General features: G+C 43.1%; 20 protein-coding genes. 10 read left to right on the forward strand and 10 right to left on the reverse strand.

What is annotated here, in order from left to right:
• Nucleotides 1-17 precede the first annotated feature (17 nt).
• Entirely contained in the window at nucleotides 18-803 is a 786-nt protein-coding gene (locus FTT94_RS10640) for a putative porin (RefSeq protein WP_067761595.1), read from the reverse strand.
• A 326-nt stretch (nucleotides 804-1,129) separates the two neighbouring features.
• Entirely contained in the window at nucleotides 1,130-1,945 is an 816-nt protein-coding gene (locus tag FTT94_RS10645) for a porin (protein WP_180170770.1), read from the reverse strand.
• Between the two features lie 182 nt (nucleotides 1,946-2,127).
• On the opposite strand from FTT94_RS10645, the gene prfB reads away from it, so the two are divergent.
• The 5 genes from prfB to FTT94_RS10670 all read left to right on the forward strand — a co-directional run bounded on the left by prfB (nucleotide 2,128) and on the right by FTT94_RS10670 (nucleotide 7,207).
• Nucleotides 2,128-3,223 (forward strand): peptide chain release factor 2 gene (gene prfB, locus FTT94_RS10650; protein ID WP_180170771.1). Its coding sequence is split into 2 segments (ribosomal slippage): nucleotides 2,128-2,199 and nucleotides 2,201-3,223, totalling 1,095 coding nucleotides; the frame shifts between segments, so codons are not numbered across the junction.
• Nucleotides 3,224-3,377: 154 nt separating this feature from the next.
• Nucleotides 3,378-3,677 (forward strand): helix-turn-helix transcriptional regulator, encoded by a 300-nt coding sequence (locus tag FTT94_RS10655; protein ID WP_078190555.1) that lies wholly within the window; start codon nucleotides 3,378-3,380, stop codon nucleotides 3,675-3,677.
• Nucleotides 3,678-3,714: 37 nt separating this feature from the next.
• Nucleotides 3,715-4,803, forward strand: a complete 1,089-nt coding sequence (locus FTT94_RS10660; RefSeq protein ID WP_111884475.1) for an alkene reductase — start codon at nucleotides 3,715-3,717, stop codon at nucleotides 4,801-4,803.
• A gap of 87 nt (nucleotides 4,804-4,890) precedes the next feature.
• On the forward strand, nucleotides 4,891-6,171 hold the full coding sequence (locus FTT94_RS10665) for a 3-deoxy-D-manno-octulosonic acid transferase (protein WP_180170772.1): 1,281 nt from the start codon (nucleotides 4,891-4,893) through the stop codon (nucleotides 6,169-6,171).
• A 325-nt stretch (nucleotides 6,172-6,496) separates the two neighbouring features.
• Nucleotides 6,497-7,207, forward strand: coding sequence for a 16S rRNA (uracil(1498)-N(3))-methyltransferase (locus FTT94_RS10670; protein ID WP_180092747.1), 711 nt, complete (start codon nucleotides 6,497-6,499; stop codon nucleotides 7,205-7,207).
• Here the strand turns inward: FTT94_RS10670 and FTT94_RS10675 are convergent.
• Both FTT94_RS10675 and FTT94_RS10680 read right to left on the reverse strand, forming a co-directional pair.
• Nucleotides 7,193-8,164 carry a mechanosensitive ion channel family protein gene (locus FTT94_RS10675; RefSeq protein WP_180135108.1) on the reverse strand — a complete coding sequence of 324 codons (972 nt, stop codon included), beginning with the start codon at nucleotides 8,162-8,164 and terminating at the stop codon, nucleotides 7,193-7,195. The two genes, FTT94_RS10670 and FTT94_RS10675, sit on opposite strands and share 15 nt — an antisense overlap.
• Before the next feature lie 123 nt (nucleotides 8,165-8,287).
• On the reverse strand, nucleotides 8,288-8,866 hold the full coding sequence (locus FTT94_RS10680) for a DUF805 domain-containing protein (RefSeq protein ID WP_168379414.1): 579 nt from the start codon (nucleotides 8,864-8,866) through the stop codon (nucleotides 8,288-8,290).
• A 284-nt stretch (nucleotides 8,867-9,150) separates the two neighbouring features.
• On the opposite strand from FTT94_RS10680, the gene acs reads away from it, so the two are divergent.
• Together acs and FTT94_RS10690 are read left to right on the forward strand one after the other, a co-directional pair.
• The gene (gene acs, locus FTT94_RS10685) at nucleotides 9,151-11,094 is read left to right on the forward strand and encodes an acetate--CoA ligase (RefSeq protein ID WP_180011584.1); all 1,944 of its coding nucleotides are present in this window, start codon (nucleotides 9,151-9,153) and stop codon (nucleotides 11,092-11,094) included.
• Between the two features lie 305 nt (nucleotides 11,095-11,399).
• Nucleotides 11,400-12,578, forward strand: coding sequence for an acyl-CoA dehydrogenase family protein (locus FTT94_RS10690; protein ID WP_180170773.1), 1,179 nt, complete (start codon nucleotides 11,400-11,402; stop codon nucleotides 12,576-12,578).
• A gap of 71 nt (nucleotides 12,579-12,649) precedes the next feature.
• On the opposite strand, the gene FTT94_RS10695 is transcribed toward FTT94_RS10690, so the two are convergent.
• The 4 genes from FTT94_RS10695 to msuE all read right to left on the reverse strand — a co-directional run bounded on the left by FTT94_RS10695 (nucleotide 12,650) and on the right by msuE (nucleotide 17,181).
• Entirely contained in the window at nucleotides 12,650-13,264 is a 615-nt protein-coding gene (locus FTT94_RS10695) for a riboflavin synthase subunit alpha (protein WP_180011582.1), read from the reverse strand.
• 125 nt (nucleotides 13,265-13,389) lie between these two features.
• Entirely contained in the window at nucleotides 13,390-14,808 is a 1,419-nt protein-coding gene (locus FTT94_RS10700; protein WP_180170774.1) for a deoxyribodipyrimidine photo-lyase, read from the reverse strand.
• A 495-nt stretch (nucleotides 14,809-15,303) separates the two neighbouring features.
• A complete protein-coding gene (gene sfnG / locus FTT94_RS10705) occupies nucleotides 15,304-16,410 on the reverse strand; it encodes a dimethylsulfone monooxygenase SfnG (protein ID WP_180170775.1) in 1,107 nt (368 codons plus the stop codon).
• A gap of 39 nt (nucleotides 16,411-16,449) precedes the next feature.
• Nucleotides 16,450-17,181, reverse strand: coding sequence for an FMN reductase (gene msuE, locus FTT94_RS10710; RefSeq protein ID WP_078190544.1), 732 nt, complete (start codon nucleotides 17,179-17,181; stop codon nucleotides 16,450-16,452).
• Between the two features lie 374 nt (nucleotides 17,182-17,555).
• Here msuE and FTT94_RS10715 point away from each other — a divergent pair, with 374 nt between their 5' ends.
• Nucleotides 17,556-18,206, forward strand: a complete 651-nt coding sequence (locus FTT94_RS10715) for a response regulator transcription factor (protein ID WP_078190543.1) — start codon at nucleotides 17,556-17,558, stop codon at nucleotides 18,204-18,206.
• A gap of 427 nt (nucleotides 18,207-18,633) precedes the next feature.
• On the opposite strand, the gene FTT94_RS10720 is transcribed toward FTT94_RS10715, so the two are convergent.
• Nucleotides 18,634-19,383, reverse strand: a complete 750-nt coding sequence (locus FTT94_RS10720) for a hypothetical protein (RefSeq protein ID WP_171525947.1) — start codon at nucleotides 19,381-19,383, stop codon at nucleotides 18,634-18,636.
• A 447-nt stretch (nucleotides 19,384-19,830) separates the two neighbouring features.
• On the reverse strand, nucleotides 19,831-23,319 hold the full coding sequence (locus FTT94_RS10725) for a PAS domain-containing hybrid sensor histidine kinase/response regulator (protein WP_078190541.1): 3,489 nt from the start codon (nucleotides 23,317-23,319) through the stop codon (nucleotides 19,831-19,833).
• Between the two features lie 181 nt (nucleotides 23,320-23,500).
• Between FTT94_RS10725 and FTT94_RS10730 the strand changes: the two genes are divergently transcribed.
• Nucleotides 23,501-23,833, forward strand: coding sequence for a DUF485 domain-containing protein (locus FTT94_RS10730; RefSeq protein ID WP_078190540.1), 333 nt, complete (start codon nucleotides 23,501-23,503; stop codon nucleotides 23,831-23,833).
• A gap of 1 nt (nucleotide 23,834) precedes the next feature.
• The gene (locus FTT94_RS10735) at nucleotides 23,835-25,550 is read left to right on the forward strand and encodes a cation acetate symporter (RefSeq protein ID WP_180170776.1); all 1,716 of its coding nucleotides are present in this window, start codon (nucleotides 23,835-23,837) and stop codon (nucleotides 25,548-25,550) included.
• Nucleotides 25,551-25,715 lie beyond the last annotated feature (165 nt).

Consider the following 25,715-nt stretch of genomic DNA (forward strand, 5'->3'; position numbering starts at 1 on the left):
GTTTTGACTTCAATGGATTAGAAGCGGTATTTCGCTGCTACACCAAATGAATTGTAGTCATTGTTGCCAACTTCACCGAAACCAACACGACCTTCAAGGCTCACTTGTTGGTTGAAGAATTTACGTGCATTGATCCCTACTTCGTTACGATCAGTGACATCGTTGTTGTAGTAGTCAGCACCAACACTGAATGTTTTGTCGATGAAGTAATCCGCTGCTAGATTGAATTCATCTAGATCACCGAATGCTGCACCCGCTTCAAGGTTGATGTCTTTACCATTGCTTAAAGTTGTTACGTATTTAGCACGTAAAGTTGGATCTACACCGTCGTCATCGTCATTGTCCCAACCTTTTAGACCGGCAGCAACTAAGAAACCAGGTGCAGGAAGGTAACCCACTTCAGCTGCATAATAAGTTGTATCGTTGTCTATTGTGCCGACTGCAGTGTCAACTTCGACATTATTACGGCTTACATCACCAGATACATAGAAATCTGAGTTTGGTACGAAGTATTCGATACCAACGCCATAAGTATTGTCGTCAACATTGCCACGATCAGCGAAAGTTGCGTGTGCATTGACGTTACTTGCACGGTTTAAGAATGCAGCTTCTGCAAGAGGAGCGTTACGCGTTTGAACAGGGTTGAAGTAATAAGTACCGTTTACACCAAATTCACTGCCAGAGCTTCCATTATCTGGGTCGATGTAACCAGCTGAAGCGCCTACTTCTGCTTGATAAGCATGAGCTGTACCTGTAATAGCAAGTGCAGAAAGAAGTGCTGAAGCAATTGCGAGTTTTTTCATGGAAACTACCCCTCTAAATTGTTTGGCTAAATTTAATACATTTTTTGTTACAAGTTTTAGTCTAGAGAATTTTTAAAGATGGTCAATCGCTGCAAAGTTGCAGAACTGTGTATTCGGTAATTTTATGTAATTTTAATTATTTAAGATATTGAAAAATATATAATTATTATTAATGTTTTGTTTTATTAAAACTGTATAGATATTATGAATTTGTAGATTATTTGGTCAACAACTGGACTTTTTTTAAAGTAAATATTACATCGAAAAGAAAAAAGCACCTCAAATTTGAGGTGCTTTTTTAATGCACATTCCTAATTCAAACGAAATTAGAAACGTAAAGTTGCATTGATGTTGAACGCTTGAACGTCATCACCAAAACCAACTTGACCACCGATTGCTAGGTTCGGGTTAAGGAAGTATTTTGAACGAATAGCGAAGTAATCCGTGTCTTCATTACCATCATCAACGATGTTATAAGCTGCACCCACGCTAAAAGCTTGGTCGAAGTAATAGTCTGCACCAATTGTTGCAGAATCAACGTCGCCAAAAGCACCATCTGCTTCAAGGTTGATGTATTGACCATTATTTAAAGCTGTAACGTATTTTGCTTTCACCGCAAAACGGTTGTCGTCATCACCATCTTCAACTTTAATGCCGTCGATACCTGCAGCAAGTAAAAGGTTAGAAACAGGAAGATAACCCACTAATGCGCGGTAAGTTGTCACATCTTCATCTTCATCATCAATCGTTTGACCAAATTCAGTTGCTTTTATATTGGATTGACCAAAACCAATTTCACCATTTAGGTAGAATTGTTCGACAAAATACTCAATACTAGCATTAAGGTGATGAGTATCAGATTCAAGTTTGGAACCGAAAATCTCATTAGTTTCCAAAATTTTATATGAATAACCAAGATAGGCATTGCTGTTATGACCTAGAAAAGCAGCTTCATTTAAAGGGCCTTTACCAGTTTGTACTGAGTCAAAATACAAAGTACCTTTTAGGTTGAAGGTATTATCAGTATCAACAATATCATTGTCCCAATCTTTATAAGTAAAACCACCGTCAATTTGGCCATCATACGCAAAACTTGATGACGTGATAACAGCTAAGCCTAGTGCAAGTAATGTTTTATTCATAAAACCCTCGAAACATTATTGTTGTAAATAAAATGTAATAAATAATAAGGCGAGCGTATTGTTCATATTCTGTACATTGACGTTAATGATTGAGATTGCCAATTCTTGCTGAAATTGGATAAAAGCTCTGTGATATAATGATCGGCTATTTAAGCCAAAATTTTTGATTGAGAGTATTTCGCGTGGAAATTAATCCGTATCTATTACAGCTAAAAGACTTAAATGACCGTGGTCAAACACTACGGGGGTATCTTTGACTACGATCTGAAAAAAGAGCGTTTAGAAGAGGTTCTCCGCGAGTTAGAAGACCCCGCAATTTGGAATGATCAAAACCATGCTCAAGCCATGGCCAAAGAAAAAGGCGAACTTGAAAACGTGATTAACGTTTTAGAAGGTTTGTCGACTCAGTTGGAAGATGCACAAGCCATGCTTGATCTTGCGGTTGAAGCAGAAGAAGAAAGCTTACTTGCAGATGTGCAAGCAGAGTTAACTTCAGCGGAAGCAGAACTTGCGAAATTAGAATTCCGTCGTATGTTCAGTAATCCGATGGACCCGAACCCATGCTATGTCGAAATTCAAGCAGGTTCAGGTGGTACTGAAGCACAGGACTGGGCATCGATGTTACTACGTATGTATCTACGTTGGATTGAACGTCATGGTTTTAAAGCAGAAGTGATGGAAGAGTCTGATGGTGATGTGGCAGGGATCAAGTCTGCAACGATCCGTGTAGAAGGTGAGTATGCATATGGTTGGTTACGTACAGAATCTGGCGTACACCGTTTAGTCCGTAAGTCACCTTTTGACTCGGGTAACCGTCGCCATACTTCATTCTCAGCGGTTTTTGTATCCCCTGAAATTGATGACAATATTGAAATTGAAATCAATCCAGCTGATGTTCGTACTGATACCTATCGTGCATCTGGTGCGGGTGGTCAGCACATTAACAAAACAGACTCTGCAGTACGTTTAACTCACGCTCCAACAGGGATTGTGGTGGCATGTCAGAACCAACGTTCACAGCACGCCAACCGTGACCATGCTTGGAAACAGTTACGTGCAAAATTGTACGAACTTGAGATGCAAAAACGTAATGATGCGGCACAAGCGTTGGAAGACACCAAGTCCGATATCGGTTGGGGCAGCCAAATTCGTTCATACGTTTTAGATGACTCGCGTATTAAAGACTTACGTACCAGTGTGGAAAGTTCAAACACCGGCGCGGTACTTGATGGTGATTTAGATAAGTTTATTGAAGCCAGCCTCAAACAAGGTTTGTAATTTAAATTTATATAGAAAACAAAGTTCTATCTGTTTTTGATCATCATATCTAAAAAAATCGATATAAAAATCGAAAAAATACGATATAGTGTATTCAAGATGCTGAATAGAACTTTGTTGTCCAAATTTTTATTTAATTAAACCCGTTTAAATTATGGATATTGATTTAATTTTTAAAGCACTTGCCAATCCGACTCGACGTCAAATCTTGGAATGGTTGAAAACACCTGAACAATTTTTGTCAGAAGAACAATGTGGCGGCTTTAATCGTGGTGTATGCGCTGGCAATATCGAAAAACTCGGTAATGTTTCGCAGTCTACGATGTCTAATCATTTGTCTGTGTTACAACAGGCGGGCTTAATTCAAGCCGAGAAATATGGTCAATGGTCGTATTTTTCGCGCAATGAAGAACTCATTCAGCAATATATTGATTATCTGCAGAACTCACTTTAAATCATTTTTCGCATTTGAAGTGTTAGGCGAGACATATATGGCTGAACTTAATACTCCTCTCATTTTGGGTGATTTACACCTCAAAAATCGCGTTGTAATGGCGCCACTAACCCGTAGTCGTGCAACCATTGACCGTGTTCCAACGCCGATGATGGCTGAATATTATGCACAGCGTGCAAGTGCTGGATTAATCATTTCAGAAGCAACAGTCATTTCAGAAGCAGCTAATGGCTATTTGCAGACGCCGGGTTTATTTACCGATGCTCAAGTTCAGGGCTGGAAATTGGTGACCCAAGCCGTACATGAACAGCAAGGTTTAATTGTGGCACAATTGTGGCATGTCGGACGTGTCTCACATCCCGACCTTTTGAATGGTGATACACCAGTTTCTGCCAGTGCGGTACAACAGGCGGGTTATGTCAGTCTGCTTCGCCCAAAACGCGAATATGTCGTGCCACGTCCATTAGAGATTGCAGAAATCAAAAGCATTGTAGAACAATACAAACAGTCTGCGATCAAAGCCAAAGAAGCCGGTTTTGATGGTGTGGAATTGCATGCGGCCAATGGTTATTTGATCGATCAATTCCTACAAAGCAAAACCAATTTACGTGAAGATGAGTATGGTGGTTCTGTCGAAAACCGCGCACGTTTATTGCTTGAAGTGGTGGATGCGCTGATCGAAGTGTGGGGTGCAGGTCGTGTAGGTGTACATCTTGCGCCGCGTGGTGATGAACACGATATGGGCGATCATGATCCACGTGAAACCTTTGGCTATGCCTTAGAGCAGTTGGGGCAGAGGAAGATTGCATTTTTCTTTACCCGTGAATATCTGGCGGATGACAGTATTAGTGACTATCTGAAACAGCGCTCAAATGGAGTGCCGTACATTGCCAATATGCGTTTAAGCCGTGAAGATGCTGTTGATTTATTGGCCTCAGGTAAAGCCGATGCGGTGTCTTTTGGTAAAGCTTATATTGCCAATCCAGATTTGTTTGAACGTTTGCTAGCGAATGCTGCACTGAATGAATTGCAGTTGGAAAATATGATTGGAACAGATGTTGCCGAAGGCTATATTGATTATCCAAGCATGAAAAATAAATTTGGTTCAGGTCGTTCAACCTATTAATCGACACTTGAATACGCATTATCCATTAACATGTGGATAATGCTCTGATATATTCTGCCGATTCAAACCGTTTTTGAGCGTAATAATTTGACTACTCCTTTTTGGTATAACGCAGCTTTGGCGCTGATTAAGCCGCTATATCAATGGCGCATCAAAAAACGTGCTGAAGATCTCCAACTATATCAGCAAGAGTGTCTTGAGCGCTTTGGGCCATTTCAGCCGGTTAAAAACCGCAATGCAATTTGGTTTCATGTGGTTTCCGTAGGAGAAACCAACGCTGCACAGCCGCTGATTGAACATTATCTCAAAGCAAGCCATCCAGTCTTAGTCACCAATACCACCAAAACCGGACAAGCGCGTGCGAAACAATTATTTTTAAAAGCACCTTATGAATCACTGTTTCAGGCCGTGTATTTGCCGGCAGATCAAAAAAAATTAGTCCGTCGTTTTATCGAAAAATATCAACCGAAAATGTTGGCACTGGTCGAAACTGAACTCTGGCCAAATTTGATGATTGAAGCCGATCAGGCCAACGTTCCGTGTTTATTAATTAATGCCAGATTATCTGAAAAATCGGCGAAAGGTTATGGCAAAGTCCCGAGTTTGACGCAGCCGATGCTAAAGAGTTTGAAACAATTATTGGCGCAAGATCAGGCAACTTTAGCGCGATTTATTGAGTTGGGTGCAAACCCCCATACCAGTCAGGTCGTGGGAAGTATCAAGTTTGATATTCATGCACCCGATAGCTTTGTGCAACAAGCAGCGCAGTTGCGTGAAGATTGGGCTTTGCAAGAGCGCAAAATCATTACCATTGCCAGTACGCATGCGCCAGAAGAACAAAAACTACTCGCAGCGCTGCAGCCGATTTTGCAACAACAGCCTGAGCTGTTATGTATCGTCGTACCACGGCATCCTGAACGCTTTGATGACGTTTTTGTAGAAGCGCAGAAACTGAATTTACGCACACAGCGCCGCAGTTTAAAGCAAACGATTCAGCCTGAAACACAAGTATATTTGGCGGATAGTATGGGCGAATTATGGCTTTGGCTGGCACTGAGTCAGGCGTGTTTTGTCGGTGGTTCTTTAAATGAACCGGGCGGTGGACATAATATTTTGGAGCCTATCGCGCTGCATGTCCCGACAGTATTAGGTCAGCATTATTTTAATTTTCAAACCATTGTGGATGAATTTGTAGCGGCTCATGCGGTTGTGGTTGTGCAGGATTTTGAGCAGGCGGCCAGTGCATTGGTTGAGATCATTCAAAATACTGCGAAAGCGCAGGCTTTAAATGATGCAGCGCAGCTGATTATGCAAAAGAATACCGGGTCGCTGCAAAAGCATATTCAGGTGATTGATCAATACCTTTGATTTTTCAACCATGATTTAAATTGGTTGTTGTTTTAAATAGATGAATGAATAGGCTCGATGGAGTCTTACATCTAAGGTTTGAAGAAAGGGCTTAGCCTTAGGCTGGAGGTACTCTTACGAAACGTTGTTTCTCATTCGGCAAAATGGAATGCGAAGCTTCGCAAGGAAGCCATCTTGCGGTGCAGTGCAGCTCACCGACAAAACGCGTCGAATTTTTATGTCTAACAAATAATCGCTGAAACTTGAGTGATTCTATTGAGTGTTGCCTTGAACCGTTGTGGATGACGTTTTCGCGTATCCAATTGAACTGGGTAAGAGAATTTTTATGAACATTGTCCTGCTTGACCCACGTCAAACTGAATCTGAACTGTGGAATATCAGTGCCAAACGCCAAATTGAGCATTTAAAAACCCATGTCGATGTACAAGTGGGCGATACCCTCAAAGTCGGGATTCGGGAAGGAAAGCGTTATTTAACCCAAATCGTCAGTATTACGGATAACGGCATTCAACTTAAACCCTTACAAGAAGAAGAAGTACCAGCAAAGCATCCGGTGACTTTAATTGTGGCAATGCCTCGTCCGAAAGTGTTGCGCCGTCTGATCATGGATGCCGTCACCTTAGGCGTAGAAAAAATCATTTTGCTGCACAGTTATCGCGTGGATAAAAGCTATTGGCAGACCCCATTTTTACAGCAGCTCGATCACTATGTGACCTTAGGTTTGGAGCAGGCTGGTGACACTATTGCGCCCAAAATTGAACTGTATAAACGTTTTAAACCCTTTGTGGAGGATGTTCTACCGAGCATGATCTCGTCAGACTATCCCGCTTATGTGGCGCATCCTTATGTCGAAGATGTGATGCCTACAGGAATTCAACATGGATGTACGATCATCATTGGACCTGAAGGTGGATATATCCCTTATGAGGTAGATTTACTCATAAAAAACGGCTGCCAAGCAGTCAGCTTAGGCAACCGAATTATCCGTACAGAAACTGTGATTCCGTACGTTTTAGGGCGATTATTTAGCTGTTGAAGCTTCTACCTCAGCTTGATCACCACGGTAAACTTTCACTTCCTGTACAGGGTACGGAATTGAAATACCATTTTGATTGAATGCTTGGATAACGTGTTCTTGCACTTCACTGATCGAGTTCGCAGTGGTGGTTTCTGTGGTATCTACCCACCAACGGACATTCAGATTGACCGAGAAATCAGCCAAAGCATTCACGTTTACGGTAAACGCAGGTTGGCTCAAAATGGTCGGGTCTTTGTCTAAAATGGCCAAAACAATGTTTTTAGCTTTTTGAATGTCATCTTCATAACCAATACCCACCACAAATTCACAACGACGACGTTGATAAGCGGTATTCACCGTTACCGCACTGGTGTAAACCGTCGCGTTTGGAATCACGATACGACGACCATCGGGAGAGCGTAGGAAGGTTGCACGAATTTGAATATCTTCAACTGTACCTTCCATTCCTGACACAATAATGTCGTCACCGATTTTGAACGGTTCACCGAGGAGAATCAAAATACCCGACAGTAAGTTCTGGAAAATATCTTTAAACGCGAAACCGATTGCAACCGAACCAATCCCCAAGGCACTCATGAGCTGACCCGGTGTGAAACCAGGGATCGCAATGACCATTGCAATCAGGAAACCGAAGAACATAATGGCTGAGCTACCGACACGGTTCAGGACCAAAACTAGATTTTGTTTTGAATAAGAACGGTCAGTGAGCGCTTTACGAACAAAGAATCTAAAGAGTTTAGACAGTAGATAGAAGATCGTAAAAACAATTAATGCGATACAAATATAAGGCAGGCGTTCCCAAAATCCATCGACAAATTTATCGATCGTTGAGTATGCGTCATTATATTTAGAGGTATGTTCCAGCACGGTTTGTGCGGTTTTTTCTGTTGCCTCTTGCAAAAGTTGAGTCGTGCCTTGAGTGACATCACTCAAGGCATTTTCTTTTTCAGCCACGAGTTTTCCAAATGTTCAGATTTTTCGCTATTTTGCCTGAAATTAGTGGCGAAAATAACCCTCATTTACAGGCTTGCGAACAGATGTATCAAAATTCAGACAGGCTCAAATTCGGTCAGTGGCTTAGAAGTATTCAGTACCTTGTTGAATGATTTCTGTAGGCGATTCAATTTCTCCGCTACCCATCATATACGAGGTGATGCTACCTGTAGCCAAGAGCGACAAGACACTGATTAAAATCATCAACCATGCCAGAATTTTTTCCCAAACCGCAGCAGGGCGTGGCGCGCCGTATTGATTTACGGTCGGTGTGCCTGAGGCCAATAATAAATACAGGATAAAGAACAGATTGATCACGGGGATAAATAATAATAGTAGCAACCAACCGGCTTTATTGAGGTCATGCAGCCGACGCACGACAAAGACACAATAAAAATAAATGTAGAGAATAATAATCGCCAAATAGGCGAGGCCAGATACCCCTGTGAATATGCCAACAAATTGCTCATTTAACGCCATGGTATTGATGTTGAAAATACCCACAGCAAGGCTTAAGGCGATCAAGGCAAAAAAGCTGATGATATTGAGAAAGCCATACCAACCAATCATGCTCAGTCGACCAAAACGTCCATCTGGTTTCAAGGGATTGTCCGATGTAGTGTTCGTCTGACGGGAAAAGAAAGAAGAGTCTTGGGTATTCATGCTTGGGTCAACTCAACGTGTATGGAAGAATAAAAATGCGGAATGCTGAGTAAAATTACCTTTGCATTATAGGTTCAAATGAACTGATCAGATACTGAATTGAAACATGTTTTTGTTGAAATTTTGCTCAAAAATATGCTTTAAATGGGAAAGAATAATACGACCAAAGCATGATTGCTGCGATTAAAAATTAATCGTCATACTGCTGTGATGCAGAAATTATAAAAGTAGAAATGTGGCATGGCATCTCGTGATGAGATGAATCAGATCAAGGAAAATACAATATGAAAGAGATCTATCCAGTACCTGAAAGCTTTAAAAAAACCGCGCGCATCAATGAGTCGGAGTACTTTGAGCGTTATCAAAAATCGATTGAACAACCAGATGAGTTTTGGGCGGAGCAAGCGCAAAAGATCGATTGGATCAAACCGTTTACCCAAGTTAAAAATACCAATTTTAAGCAAGATGATTTCAAGATCGAGTGGTTTGCTGACGGTGAACTGAATGTCAGTGCCAACTGCCTCGATCGACATCTAAAAGAACATCCACATAAACCGGCCATTATTTGGGAAGGTGATCATCCTTCACGGCATAAAATCATTTCTTTTGAAGAACTGCATGATGAAACTTGCCGTTTTGCCAATGTGCTGAAAAAACATGGCGTGGGTAAAGGCGACCGTGTGGTGCTGTATATGCCAATGGTACCCGAAGCGGCAATTGCGATGTTGGCTTGTACCCGAATTGGTGCAGTACACTGCGTGGTTTTTGGCGGATTCTCACCAGACTCATTGGCAAGTCGTATTGATGATAGTCAGGCGAAAGTCGTGATTACTGCAGATTGTGGGATGCGTGGTGGTAAGCCCATCCCACTCAAAGAAAATGTCGACCTTGCACTCGACATCGAAGGCACATCTTCGGTTCAAAATGTCATTGTGGTGCACCGTACAGGTAACCCGATCGAAATGAAAGCGGATCGTGATTTGTGGTATCACATGGAAATCATGTCGGTTAATGATATTTGTCCACCTGAACCCATGAATGCCGAAGACCCGCTGTTTATTTTATATACATCAGGTTCAACTGGAAAACCGAAAGGTGTATTGCATACCACGGGAGGCTATTTAACCTATGTGAATTGTACTTTCCGTGAAGTTTTTGACTTAAAACAAGATGATGTGTTTTGGTGTACCGCAGATGTCGGATGGATCACTGGGCATTCATATGTATTGTATGGTCCCTTGTCGAATGGTACCACGACCGTGATGTTTGAAGGGGTGCCGCAATATCCAAGTTGGGCACGTACGGGACATATTGTCGATAAGCACAATGTCACCATTTTATATACGGCACCGACTGCAATTCGCGCCATGATGCGAGAAGGCGATGCCTTTGTCCGAGAAAGTGACCGCAGTAGTTTGCGTTTACTGGGTTCGGTGGGTGAACCCATTAACCCAGAGGCATGGAATTGGTACTACACCGTGGTAGGTGAAAGCCGCTGTCCAGTGGTGGATACATGGTGGCAAACAGAAACGGGTGGTTTCATGATTACGCCATTGCCGGGGGCAACTGATTTAAAACCGGGTTCGGCGACGCGTCCATTTTTTGGTGTACAACCTGCGATAGTTGATGCTGAAGGCAATGAGCTTGAAGGCGCCGTAGAAGGTAACTTGGTGATTAAGGATTCTTGGCCGGGACAAATGCGAACCATTTGGGGTGATCCTGAGCGCTTTATTGAAGCTTATTTCTCCACTTATCCGGGGACGTATTTTACAGGTGATGGCGCACGTCGTGATGAGTCTGGCTACTATTGGATTACGGGCCGTGTGGATGACGTCTTAAACGTTTCAGGGCATCGATTAGGAACGGCTGAAATTGAAAGTGCGCTGGTTGCACATGATGCTGTGGCAGAGTCTGCGGTGGTGGGTATGCCGCATGATATTAAGGGACAGGGGATTTGCGCCTTTGTGACCTTACAAGCCGGGACAGCCGAGACGGATGAGTTGCGTCAGGAACTGGTGGCTTGGGTACGAAAAGTCCTTGGACCAGTGGCAACGCCAGATGCACTGCATTGGGCGCCAGCCTTACCTAAAACGCGGTCTGGTAAAATCATGCGCCGAATTTTAAGAAAAATTGCGGCCAATGAGCTGGACTCTTTAGGCGACACTTCGACCTTGGCAGAACCTCAAGTGGTTGAACATTTGATTGTGACGGTTTATCCGAAGTCATAAGAGCAATTTGAGCATGAGTGATAGCGTTCTGATGAAAGTTCACTATCGCTCATACGACGGGTTATTAAGGCAATATTGAACGTCCTTTCCCTTAGGAAAGTTGATTAGGAAGAAGGGATGTTCATGATGCTTTTAATCCACCGTACATACGACGTATAAAAAGACCAAGCCATAAGTCGCCTGAATTTAGGTGACTTAGATTTCATGAGATATAGATTTTACAGATATAGACTGCAGGCATTGAGATAAGCTGAATGCCTGCGCTTTGTTAAGCTAAAACGGTAACAGAATAATCAGATAGACATATGAACGCTTCAACTCCATTGACTCAAGATCCAATCGATATTGCCCAAAAACTGGCGGCAGAATTTGCCACCACGGCTGCTCAGCGTGATAAGCAGGGGGGAAATCCCAAAGCTGAACGTGATTTGATTCGTCAAAGTGGTTTGCTTGCACTGTCCATTGGACAGCAATATGGTGGACAGGGTGCAGATTGGCAGACGATTTTTAAAACCATTCAAACCATTGCCCAAGTGGATAGCTCATTGGCGCATGTTTATGGTTTCCATCATTTATTGATTGCAACCGTACAGTTGTTCGCGCAGCCAGAGCAATATGGCCCATGGTTTGAACAGACTGCACGTGAGCATTTATTTTGGGGCAACACCTTAAACCCTTTGGACCGTCGTACGACAGTGACGCAACTGTCTGAACATGAATATGTGTTTCATGGCGATAAAAGTTTTTGTTCGGGTTCCATGGATTCTGACATTTTGCTGTGTTCTGGGTTCAATGATGACGGAAAATTATTGATCGGGGTGATTCCTGCAGCACGTGAAGGCGTCAGTTTTCTCGGCGATTGGGACAATATGGGACAACGTCAAACCGACAGTGGAAGCAGTCATTTTGAACAGGTAAAAATTTCCAAAGATGAATTACTACTGAACCCGGGGCCTTTGAGTACGCCGTATTCCAGCTTGCGTCCATTGATTGCACAGTTGATCTTTGTGCATTTGTTTTTAGGGGTGGCAGAAGGGGCTTTTGAAACAGCAAAACAGACGGTTCAAAACCAAAAGGCGTGGTCAAAATCATTGGCTGAAAATGCAGTGAATGACCCATTTATTCAAAAGCATTTTGCTGAGTTTTATGTGCAATTAGAAAGTGTACGTTTATTGGCAGATAAAGCGGTTCAGCGTTTGCAAGGGGCTTGGGAGATTGGTGAAGCTTTGACGGCGGAACAACGTGGAGAAGTCTCTATTGCGATTGCAACAGCCAAAATTGCGGCCACCAATAGTTCGCTGTACATTACGCAAAATATTTTCCAAGTGATGGGCGCACGTGCCACGACGGCCAAACTGAATTTAGACCGCTTCTGGCGCAATGTGCGTACCCAGACCCTGCACGATCCGATTGATTATAAATATCAGGAAGTTGGTGAATGGGTGCTCACAGCCAAAGTGCCAGATCCAAGTTTTTATTCTTAAACGTATATTGCAAATGAGCCAATAAAAAGCCTCCGAAAGGGAGGCTTTTTGCAATGTGCTGTCAGTCGATTTTAACGCTGATGAATATTTTCTAAGGTATCGACTAAGGTTCGCGTTGTTTGATCAATTTCATAATTCACGGCATCACCGACTTGGACATCTTTCCATGTAGTGAGGCGCAGTGTTTCAGGAATGAGATCGATTGAAATTTCACTATTGGCACGATCAACACGGTTCACAGTCAAACTGCAACCATTGAGTCCAATAAAACCTTTGAGAAAGAAATATTTAATATTGCCTGCCGGAATGTGAATATCGAGATGAAAGGTTTTCCCACGATGTTCTAAGTTTTTGATCGTGGCTGTGCCTTCGATATGTCCATATAGATTGTGACCACCATTTTCTGCGCCAACTTTGGCTGAGCGTTCGACATTGACCTCATCACCGGCCTTGAGAGCTTTTAGCGTGGTGAGTTGATTGGTCAATTCAGAAACATCAAAATGTACTTGGTTGGCTGCCAAATCAATATGTGTGGCCGTTAAACACACGCCATTAATCGCTACACTTGCTCCGATAAAGACATCATGAAAAAAATTCTGATGATTTGAAATCACCAAGGTTGTGAAGCCATTGCCTTGACGAATGTCTAAGACTTTTTCTAAACCTTGCACGATGCCTGTATACATGTGAGCGTCTCTAAAATGATTTGCGTTTTCTGTATTGTAGGGACAAAACGACCGATCGGCTATGCCTTAGAGTGACCATTTCAGTACAGCGTTTTGATCCCTAGCAGTTCGATCTTGGCAATGGCCTACAATGCTCGGAAAGTTTCAATTGCAGCTAAGCGAGACTGCTTTAAATCGACGATCGGTTGAGGGTAGTTCAATTCTAGTTGAGGATTTTTGGCAAAGGGTTGGTGAATTTGCTTTGCATCCAAATCTGCCAGTTCAGGTAGCCATTGACGTAAATAATCCCCGTTCGGATCAAATTTCTGAGATTGGCTGATCGGGTTAAAAATCCGAAAATAAGGTACAGCATCTGTACCCGTCGAGGCGCACCATTGCCAACCGCCATTATTGGCTGCTAAGTCACCATCGACAAGGTGCTGCATAAACCATTGCTCCCCCAACCGCCAATCGATCAGTAGATTCTTACTGAGGAACATGGCACAAATCATCCGCACCCGATTATGCATCCAACCCGTAGCCAGTAGTTGACGCATCCCTGCATCGACAATTGGAATGCCTGTCTGACCTTGCTGCCATGCAGCCAAGTCTTGTGGTGCATGGCGCCATTTTATTTTTAAGGTTTTGGTTTGAAACGGCTGGTGCTGAGATACCTGCGGGTAGTCAAATAAAATGTGTTGGTAAAATTCACGCCAAAGTAGCTCATCGAGCCACGTTTGTTGCCCTCTGTGGTCGATCTGGAAATAGCCACCTTGTTCACGAAACAGGGCTTGCAGACATTGGCGAATAGACAAGATGCCCAAGTTGAGATACATGCCAATTCGACTGGTAGCATTGAGCGCTGGAAAGTCCCGATCATCAGCATAACGATGCAGATGTTGTTCAATAAATTCATCTAAGCACTGTAGTGCGTGATCTTCTCCAATCGGCCAAAGCTCGATTTGAGCAGCTAACAGCGATGTGGGATAAAAAGGAGTTAAATCAAATTGATTTTGCCACAGCGGATGCGGTTCGAGAGCCGCTTGGGCTTCAATAGCGGGATAACAAGTAGGCAGACTGATGCTTAATTTTTCGTAGCAATTTTTCTTAAATGCACCGAAAACTTGATAAGGATGTCCAGATTGATTGCGAATACTGCCAACAGGAAACAGGGTGCGGTCATGGTACAGCTCAACAGAGATGTGCTGCTGTTCTAATAACTGTTGTACTTCGCGATCTCGTTTAAGTTCATTCACACCATGTTCAATATGTGCATGAACAGTGTGTATATTGAGCTGAGTACATAGGGTTAATAGCTCATTGGCGATGTCTGACCAATGGGGAATATGCTGAATAATCAGTGGAATATTTAGTTCAGCCAATTGCTGTCGCAAAAGTTCCAGTTGGGCAAGATAGCGATGGATTTTAATGGGGGCATCGTCATGCCTTGCCCATTGTTCAGGAGAAAGCGCAATAAAGGCAATCGTTGGACCAGACTGTGTCGCCTGCCACAGTGCGCTATGGTCATGTTGTCTTAAATCTTGTCGAAACCAAACCAGTTGCATGCTTATTGCCTCGTGTTTTGTTGGAAATATCATAGGAATTACGGGGTGTCTATTGGTGATAAAACCATTTAAAAAATATCGATTTTTATAAAAAACCATATAATATCTATGGTTTAAGTTAACCGATTGCGCACAATTTTGTCAGCTTAAGCGTACAAGTAACGAAGTTTTTGACGCTAGGCGTACTTTTAAATTTTACCTAAGATGAACTCATACAGGAACAGGACGTTCCGGAACATAAAACAATAACAAAGTGTTCACCATCAGGACTGTGAAGCAAGACAGGAGTCATGCTTAAGTATCCATATAGAAAAAGCCCGACAGGATGTCGGGCTTTTTCTTTGTTTACAATTCCGCTCGTTTTGTAGAAACAGAGCATGTCTTTAAATTGGACTGGCGATAAAAAATCCCCTAAGCCGAGCCTTAGGGGAGGAAAGTGAAGTGAGCCGGTTGTGATTATTATGCTGATTTTATGAGCTGTGACTGCATCAACAATTATGCTGATTTAGCCTGCACAACTTGCTGCTGTTGAGCTTCCAGTTCACGAACCAGTGGCAACACTTTTTCGCCAAAGTATTCCACTTCTTCAATGAAGTGGAGAAAACCTGAGAGAACCAAATCGACGCCTACACTTTTGAGTTCCACAATGCGTTCTGCAATTTGTTGTGGCGTGCCAATTAGATTGGTTTTAAAGCCGTCGTTATATTGAACCAAATCTTCAAAAGTAGATTTTGCCCAGTTTCCTTCGCCTTCTTTGGTGGATGCACCTGCTTCACGAGTTGCATCGCCAAAGGCATTGACCGCTTCGGTATTGGCATTGTCGATAATCGCTTGAAGCACCGCTTGGGCTTCTTCCCCCGTATCTCGGGCAATAATGAAGGCATTCACCCCGATTTTGACCTGATGGTTGTTGGCTTTGGCTTTTTCACGAATATCATCGATTTGCTTTTTCAACTCAGCAGGGCTATTGCCGTTGGTGAAGTACCAATCGGAAACACGGGATGCCATGTCACGTGCTGCACGTGAACTGCCACCTTGAAAGATCTCGATATGCGGTTTTTGCACCGGTTTTGGAGATAGGGTGTAGTCTTTAAATTGATAGTATTTACCATCAAAACTAAAGTTATCCTGCGTCCACACGCCTTTTAAGCTACGAATGAATTCTTCAGAGCGCGCATAGCGTTGATCATGCTCGGGCCATTCTTCACCAATCGCATCAAACTCACCACGGAACCAACCACTCACGACATTAATCGCGATACGGCCATTGGTAAGATGATCGATGGTCGCCAATTGTTTCGCAGCCAGAGCTGGTTTCCAAGGGCCGGGTAAAATCGCTGCAATGACTTTGAGCTTTTCGGTTTTGGCCAAAATACCATGACTGAAACTAACCGATTCATGTTGATTTTCCGCGTTATAGCCTGCGGTAAAACGAATTTGAGCCAGCGCATAATCAAAGCCACTTTTTTCTGCAGCTTGTGCCAAACGCACGTTATAGTCATAGCTCCAATCGGTACGCTGTTCAATATTACTGACCACCAAACCACCACTGACGTTTGGTACCCAATACGCAAATGTAATGTTTTTTTCTTGTACTGACATTTTGCAAACCCTCGGGATCGAATTGTTAAGCTGTGGTGTTTAGGCCACTTGCGTTTTTGGCTTTTTACTATGCAGTCGAGCTTCAGCGGCATCCAAACTTGGAACAGCTGCAGAAGGAAGGACTTCTTCTTGCTCGATTTGCTTATTAATGCCCAAGTTTTGGTTGGCTTGTTGAGACTTGGCTTTCACCACTTCAGCACGCTGACCTTTGGCTGGAGCCCATTCCAAAATCGGCAGCGCACGTGCTACAGCTAAAGTAATGCGGTCACGGAGTAATTCACTATGAATGGTGTATTCAGGGGTGAAATCACGATCTGTTGCATAGACTCCGATTGGTAATGTTTGCGCTTGAAAGAAACTGAACAATGGACGCAGTTGATGTTCAAGCACTAAAGCATGGCGTTCAGAACCACCCGAAGCTGCAAGCAAGACAGGTACATCCACCAAGGCAGTTTGTTCGACAAAGTCAAAGAAGTGTTTAAACAGGCCTGTAAATGAAGCACGGTAAACTGGTGTTCCAACAATCAGTGCATCAGCAGCTTCAACGGCAGCAAGGTCATCTTGTACACGTTGCGGCAATTGGTTACGGTAAATCGCGCCACCTAATAAATTGCCAATTTCACTAAACTTAATAAAATGCACATTGATTGGAGTCGCATCACCGAGTTCATCAACAATGGCTTGTACCAAAGCTTCAGTTTTAGATGGATTGTTTAGACCACCTGACACAGCAACAATATTCAGGGGTTTTTGTAGATTAACTTGAGACATTTTTTAAACCTAAAAGTGTGGTTTCTCGGAATGCCTTTTATTAATCCCGATGGGTGGATCACTGTAAAATAACGAAAATCAGAAAAGTTATCTGATTTTTAGATATGTTGGAAAAACCACAAGATTCGTGAAATTTCAAGTTTTAAACTGTTGATATTTCAACATCTAATGCTTAGATATAAGCATTTTTACTGTGTTGATAAAATTTATATGAAAATATGATTAGATTTAAAGATTTATAGAAAATGCGAAAAAAGACGCATTTTAGGTGAAAATCTACATTTTAAATGCAAAAAAATAAGTTCTTGCATATCCTTCACATAGCATGTGTGGTTAGAATAGGGTCATTGTGCACAAGATCTCTCACGTTGCTTATGAATATTTTAATCGTTGATGATCACCCGCTGTTTCGTCATGCTTTAATTCAGGCGGTTCGTTATAGTTTGCCTCAGGCGCAAATTCATGAGACTGCAGCAGTCAATGAATGCTATGAACGTCTTGAAAATGGCCCTGAGCCTGATCTTGTGTTATTGGATTTAAACTTGCCAGGTGCTTCAGGCTTTTCTGCCTTGGTACATATTCGCGCACAATATCCATCGATTCCAATCATTGTGGTCTCTGCGCATGAAGAAGCGTCGATTATCCAACGTGCGATTGCACATGGTGCGATGGGTTATATTCCAAAATCTGCGCATCCAAGCCACATTGGTGAAGCGATTCGTCAAGTCTTAGAAGGCGAGATTTGGTTACCACCAAATTTACCTGCCAACATGAACTTTGACCCACGTGCTGCAGATGAAACAGCATTGGCCGAACGTATTCAGTCTTTAACACCGCAACAATTCCGTGTGTTAATGATGGTGGCGGAAGGTTTGTTGAATAAGCAAATTGCCTATGAGTTAGATGTATCTGAAGCAACTATTAAAGCGCATGTAACGGCGATTTTCCGTAAGTTAGGCGTACAAAACCGAACTCAAGCTGTATTGGCAATTAATGCATTGAATATTGAAGAAAAGAAAATCTAAGGATTTTTTCCAAAAAAAAAGACCTCCATCGTGGAGGTCTTTTTTTATGCTGTTTAAGCGATAGAACAATGCGAATTAAACCAATAACTGATATTACGCACCTAAAAGTAATTTCGCATTTTTAAAATGATTTTTAAGTCAGTTCGACGGAGTCTTACATCTAGGGATTAAATAAAGGGATCAGCCTTCGGCTGGAGGTACTTTTGTTTCGGCAAAAGTACCCAAAACCATTGTCATCCGCAAAACTCGTTCACTTGCGCCAAATTATTCAAAGTATCGCAAAAACATTTGTGATTAGAAGTCGTCCTGTCTCAAACACTTGCGGATGACGTTACCGCGTATCGTTCTTTTATTTGAATCAAATTGTGCTTCTGATGTTACTGCGTAACATCAGTTAATACCTTATATAAACAACTTCAACAATAACTTAAGCAATATAGTCTTGCTTAGGCGTCAGATCGGTACAGTACAAAGGGTTGAGCGCACATTGTAATTCATCAATTTGTTCATCGGACACATAGCCGCGCGCTTTGAGATAATCCGCGACACGGTCATCACGTAAACTCAAAAAGGCAGCATCATAAACGCCCAAATCCACAAATAGGGCTGCAGTTTCTAAGCTGTTAAAACGGTCCAGATAAACATCATTGTCATACATCAGGAAGATATGGTCTTGCTTGGAGTTGGCATCGACATTTAAACGTTGTGCCAATTCAAATGGCGCTGTTTTAATAAATAGTAAATCAGATAATTCATCAAACTGTGTTTTATCCAGCTGGTTTTTGTCGGTTTTGACTTTACCGAGCCACGCTTTAAACACCAAAACCGCACCACCACGCAGTAGCATGCTCCAAATCTGATGACGGGTGTCCAAACCCAAGCCATTGGATTCTGCTTCTAAATTTTGCAGCAGTAGGTCTTCTTGCTCTGCCAGTCGATCGAATAAGCCAAGGCCTTGAGGTTTGTAGGCATTCGGCGCAAAGACATCAAAATTCAGTTCATCAAACACTTGTAACGCGAGAGGAACGGCACTGCGATAGAGTGTTTCCAACGCTTCGACTTGCACATCACTTAATTTGCTGAACTTAAATAGCTGACGCCAATCGATCTCTGGCAAAATGGCATTGGCACCATACTGACGATGAAACTGTAGATTTTGATCAAAACCATGCGGCATTGTTTCTGAAATATTCACAAGATCACTCCTAATATGCGGGGGAGATCAGCTTCTCAAGTGTTGAGTTATGACGCTTCTTGAATTGGCTTGAAACTGATCAACTTCTTATGAATATTTTTAAAACGAACGGCCGCAGCTAAATATACGACTAAAGTTTTAGTTTTTATTTTTGGTTATAAAAATATGATTTAAATCAAATAGATTTTTAATTGTAACTAAGTGTACAAGTGTTCACTCACGCATTCGATATCTTTTGCCATAGGCAATCTTAATTTGATATTTATGGCTAATAAATAGACGAAATATCGGGGCTATTTTGAATGGTCTTGCCGTTGAGACAAATTTTTTTGCCAGTTAGGTAAGTTTAAGTAAAAGCAAGGTAAACAAAAGCCCATTTCATGTGAATGAAATGGGCTACTTTTCACAGAGCGATGTCCTGTAACAACGCTACTGATTTGAAATTTTTAAACCAGATAACCATGAACGCAGTGAAGCCGGTTTCAATGGTTTTTTCAGTAAGACGATGTTTAACTCTTTTAGACGTTGCGGTAGTTCAGGATCAGAATCTGCGGTAATCAGCGCCACAGGGACATTTTCCTGACGGTTATCTAAAATAAAGTCGAGACCGATCTTGTTGTTATTCAAGTGTTGGTCAACCAACCAAACTTGAATATTTTCTTGTTGAATCAACTCCATGGCCTGTTCAGGTTCAGTGGCTTTAAAGACTTGATAGCCCCATTTGGTCAGTAAGGTCGACATCCCTTCCAAAATGGTTTCATCATTGTCTAAGCACAGAATCTTATAGGCTTTGGTCTTCAGCGGAACCGCTTGAGTCGGTGCAGCGACCACTTTTGGCGCAGCGACCACAGGCACTTCAATCATAAAACACGAACCATGACCAAGTTCTGAGAACACATGCACTGGGTAGTCGAGTAGGCTGGTCATGCGTTGCACGATGGCTAAACCTAAGCCCAGGCCCTGTTCGCCCCAAGGAGAGGTATGTCCACAGCGTTCGAACTCTTGGAACAACTTAATGCGCTGTTCTTCCGCGATCCCTGGACCTGTATCCCAAACGCCAATACGAATATGTCCTGGACGTGCTGAACGTAGCACACCCACCACAACACGACCACGCGCCGTATAGCGTAGGGCATTGCTGACGAAGTTTTGAATAATACGACGAATCCACTGTGGGTCGGTGTCAATCCAGAACTGAGCATCATGTACGGTCAGTTTGATATTACGCTGTGCCGCAATCGATTTAAATTGCAGTTCAAGATCGCTGAGTAAGTCATGCAGCGGATAAGGCTGACGTTTTGGTTGAATGGTTCCACCTTCGAGTCGTGCGATATCCAAGAGGGCAGAGAGCATACTTTCCGCACCATGCAGCGCACGATCTAGTTGCTGAAGCGTTTTACGATCATCGTCATTTTGTACGCTTTGCTCGAGGGCGGTACTAAAAAGGCGAGCAGCATGCATCGGTTGCAATAAGTCATGGCTTGCAGCAGCAATGAAGCGGCTTTTCGACATATTGGCTTTATCGGCTTGCTCACGTGCCAATTGTTGTTCGGACAGGGCATCTGCCAACTGTTGGGTACGGTCTTGTACACGCCCTTCAAGCAAGGCTTCATTTTCACGGAATGCGGTAATATCGGCAAAGGTCGTGACGAAACCACCGCCTTCGATCGGGTTCCCGCGCATCTGAATTACACGACCATCTTTACGAATTCGTTCAAATTCGTGTGCGCTGCCGACTTGCATCCAATGCATACGTTTACGCACATGTTCTTCGACTGAACCAGGACCACATTCGCCGCGTTCAGCGTTATAACGAATCAAGTCTGAAATTGGGCAACCGACATAGACAATGTCTTTTGGATAATCAAACAGTTTGAGGTATTGATTATTCCATGCCACCAAACACATATTTTCATCAACCACGGACACACCTTGAGTCATATGGTCGATCATGGTCATGATCAGGTTTTGGTTAAAGCGCTGCCACTGTGAGGCTTGGTCAAGAATATTTGCGACCTGACCGAGTGCTAAACCATTATTGACCATGGCTGTGGTGAGTAGGGTACGGGCAGATGCCGCACCGATGGTGCCGGCAAGATACTGTTCGGTAAAACGCCACCACATGCCGTTGGCGCTGCTATTTTCATTCAAAACGACATTGTTTTGTGCGCAGAACTGGTTGAAGGCGCGCATAGTTGGACCTTCACCGGTAATGCGTTTTGCCAAAGTAATCAGATCACCTACTTTTAAGCGTGCCACATCATGGTGAATATAGCTGATGTCGTTTGATGTACTTTGAGCCGGGAGGGGCTTGGTTTCATAATAAAAGAAACTTTCGGCCTGAATTTGCTCGGCAACACTTGGACGGAAGACGCGGGAAATCCAAATATAGAGGGTGATATTTAAACCCAGTGCCCAAACTACGCCATGGGTAAGTGGATCGAAAGATTCAAACCCTAACAGTGCTTCAGGACGTAACCAACTCAAGCCTAGCGGACCCTGACTTAAAAGATTTTCGGTAAATGTTTTAAATTGTTCAGGCAGGCTACGCAATACGGTTGGTAATAACAGGGTATAAGCCCACATGCCAAAACCGACCAACAGACCCGCATATACCCCTTGCTTACTTCCGCCACGCCAATATAAACCACCAATTAATGCCGGTGCAAACTGAGCCACAGCACTGAAGGCCAATAGGCCAAATACCGATAATTGGTCAATGTCATTGAAGAAATGGAAGAACAAGAAGCCCAATAACATGACAGCTAAAATACACACACGACGTGTGAATTTCAGTACGAGTGGTAGGCGTTTGTCATGACGTGACAATAAGCGTGTACGCCACAGTGCAGGCATGATCAAGTCATTACTGAGCATAATCGACAAGGCCACTGACGACACCAACAGCATACCTGTCGAAGCTGAAAAACCACCGAGAAATGCCAGTAAGGTCAACCAGTCTTGGTTATAACTTAAAGGCAGTGAGAGCACAGCAACATCGGGAATTGCCAAGTAGGCAGGTGCTGCATGCAGCGCCCAACTGGCAATCGGGATGATCGCGATAATGGTTAAAATCAGATAAATGGCAAACCAACGACGAGCACCACGAATATGCTTTTCATCTCGCAGTTCAACTACCGCGACATGGAACTGACGTGGTAGACAAATAATCGCTAAAGCAGCCAATAATGTTTGAATCCAAAAGCTTTCTGGCACACCTTTGAGCTGGACATCTTTAAAGGTAGTGTTGATGTCATGGCTGATTTGCGCCATGTTTTCAGGTGATTCAAAAACAAAGAAAAATGCGACTGCAAGTAGTGCAAACAGCTTGACGAAAGACTCAAATGCCACAGCCAACATTAAGCCGCCGTGCTGTTCTGTATTGGCAATCTGTCGTGTCCCAAACATCATCGCCAAAATCGCCAATACACCGGTCAAAAACAGCACACTGTTGGTGGTACCGGTCAGACCAGCGGTCGGTTCTAAAATGACCGTTGCACTTAGGGCAATCGCACGTAGCTGCAAGGCTAAATAGGGAATAATGGCAATCACGGCAAGGATCGTGACCAATGACGCTAAGGGACCACTTTTACCATATCGTGCAGCTACAAAGTCGGCAATCGATGAAATGGCATGATGCTGACGGACACGCCCTAAACGTCGCCAAATATCATAGCCGAGCGCAACAAATAGCAGCGGTCCCAGATAAATTGGCAGGAAAATAATGCCCTCACGAACGGCGGCACCCGTTGCGCCATAAAATGTCCAAGATGAACAATACACCCCTAAAGTTAGACTAAAGAGAAGCATTCTGCCGCGAGTACTGAGCCTGCTGGCATGCTTTTCACCAAAGAATGCACATACAAAGAGTAATGCGATGTAAAGGGCCAATACCCCGACGATAAGCCAACTATTCATAGAGCCTGCAGCATATTAATTCTCGCTTAATGATAACGCATCCATAGGCTTAGGGAGGTTATTGCTCAAAATTTAACGACCAAAGTCTAAATTACAAGAGATAAGGAACATTGGTAAGTTTAGCTTCGAAATAATTCGAATTAGAAAATTGCGCGCCAAGGTTCGGCGTAAGGAGAACATTATGGATGAGAGACAGGTAGAACAAATTCTACAGAATCCAAAATTTAAGGAAATGGTTAGCCGTAAAAGTAAGTTGAGCTGGACTTTGACGATCATCATGTTGGTGGTCTATGTCGGCTTCATGCTACTTGTGGGCTATAACAAAGAGTTCTTGATGCAATCCGTGAGTGGTGGTGTAACCACGATTGGTATGCCATTAGGTTTGAGCATTATTGTATTGTCATTCCTGCTCTGTGGTGTGTATTCGTACATTGCAAACAACAAGTTGGATGCATTAAACGAAGAAGCAATGCGTGAAGTAGAAGCAATTACTCAAGAAAAAGGACTTCACTAAGATGAAATGGAATTCATTGAAAGCAACAGCACTGGCGGCTCCCGTTCTGCTCATGTCAAGCATGGCAATGGCAGGACCAGATTTAGGTGAAGCACAACAACAAGCAACCAACTGGCATGCGATTATCATGTTCGCAATCTTTGTTGGTTTGACTTTGTTTATTACCAAATGGGCAGCGAAGCAAACCACGAACACTGCAGACTTCTATACTGCCGGTGGTGGTATTTCGGGTTTCCAAAATGGTTTAGCGATTGCCGGTGACTACATGTCAGCAGCATCGTTCCTCGGTATTTCCGCAATGGTATTCAGTTCAGGCTTTGACGGCTTGCTGTATTCATTGGGCTTTATGGTGGGTTGGCCAATCGTACTGTTCTTGGTGGCTGAACGTCTGCGTAACTTAGGTAAGTTTAACTTATCTGACGTGGTGTCATTCCGTCTGGCTGAGAAACCTGTCCGTACCCTTGCAGCAGTCAGCTCGCTTGTGGTTGTCGCGTTCTACTTGATTGCACAGATGGTGGGTGCAGGTCAGTTGATCAAACTACTATTCGGTCTAAACTACAACATTGCGGTTGTGATCGTTGGTCTACTGATGATGGCGTATGTAATCTTCGGTGGTATGTTGGCAACAACTTGGGTACAGATCATTAAAGCAGTGATGCTACTTTCTGGCGCAACTTTCATGGCATTCATGGTCATGAAAGGCGTGGGCTTCAGCTTCTCTGAAATGTTCTCTCAATCGATCCAAGTTTTCTCGAAGGTGCATGATGTATCTTTAACTGAAGCTGCAAACATTATGGGGCCTGGTAAATTGGCTGCAAACCCAATTGATGCGATCTCTCTCGGTCTTGCATTAATGTTCGGTACAGCAGGTCTGCCACACATTTTAATGCGTTTCTTCACAGTAAAAGATGCGAAAGAAGCGCGTAAATCAGTAGTTGTGGCAACAGGTTTCATTGGTTATTTCTACCTTTTAACTTTCATCATTGGTTTTGGTGCGATCCTTTATGTTTCAAACAACCCACAATTCCTTGATGTAGCGAAAATGGCGGTAACTGGCAAGCTAGAGCTTGTTGGTGGTAACAACATGGCTGCGGTGCATTTATCTGATGCATTGGGCGGTGACTTGTTCATGGGCTTCATTTCAGCGGTAGCATTCGCAACGATTCTTGCAGTAGTTGCAGGTCTAACATTGTCAGGTGCATCGGCAATCTCTCACGACTTGTATGCAAACGTATTCAAGAAAGGTCAAACAACGCCAGAATCTGAACTTCGTATGTCTAAAATCGCGACTTTAGGTCTTGCGATCTTCGCGATGATTTTAGGTATTTTGTTCGAGAAACAAAACGTTGCATTCATGGTTGGTTTGGCATTCTCTGTAGCAGCGTGTGCAAACTTCCCTGTGCTTGTATTGTCGATGTTCTGGAAAGGTTTAACGACGCGTGGTGCGGTGATTGGTGGTGTGGTTGGTCTAGCAACTGCGGTGATTCTCATTGTATTGTCTAAAGCAGTTTGGGTAGATACATTTGCAATCTCTGAAACACCAGTTAACCCATTCAATGGTCCTGCAATCTTTGCAATGCCATTGGCATTCATCTGCTGCTGGTTGTTCTCTGTAACTGATAATTCAGCACAAGCACAAGCTGAGCGTAAAGCATTCGATGCACAGTATGTACGTTCACAAACTGGTATTGGTATCTCAGGTGCTTCAGATCACTAATCTGAATCGCCTAAAAAGCCCCTAACAAGGTAATGCCTGTCAGTTAAGCAAATTTTAGTAAAATGTAGTAAAAATGAGTGTATGTGAATACGCTCATTTTTTTATGTCTTTATCTGAACATTTAGAATCCACTCTTGAACATTCTCTCCCATCACTCAACCATTT

Source organism: Acinetobacter sp. YH12027, from assembly GCF_013420085.1.
GTDB lineage: Bacteria > Pseudomonadota > Gammaproteobacteria > Pseudomonadales > Moraxellaceae > Acinetobacter > Acinetobacter amyesii.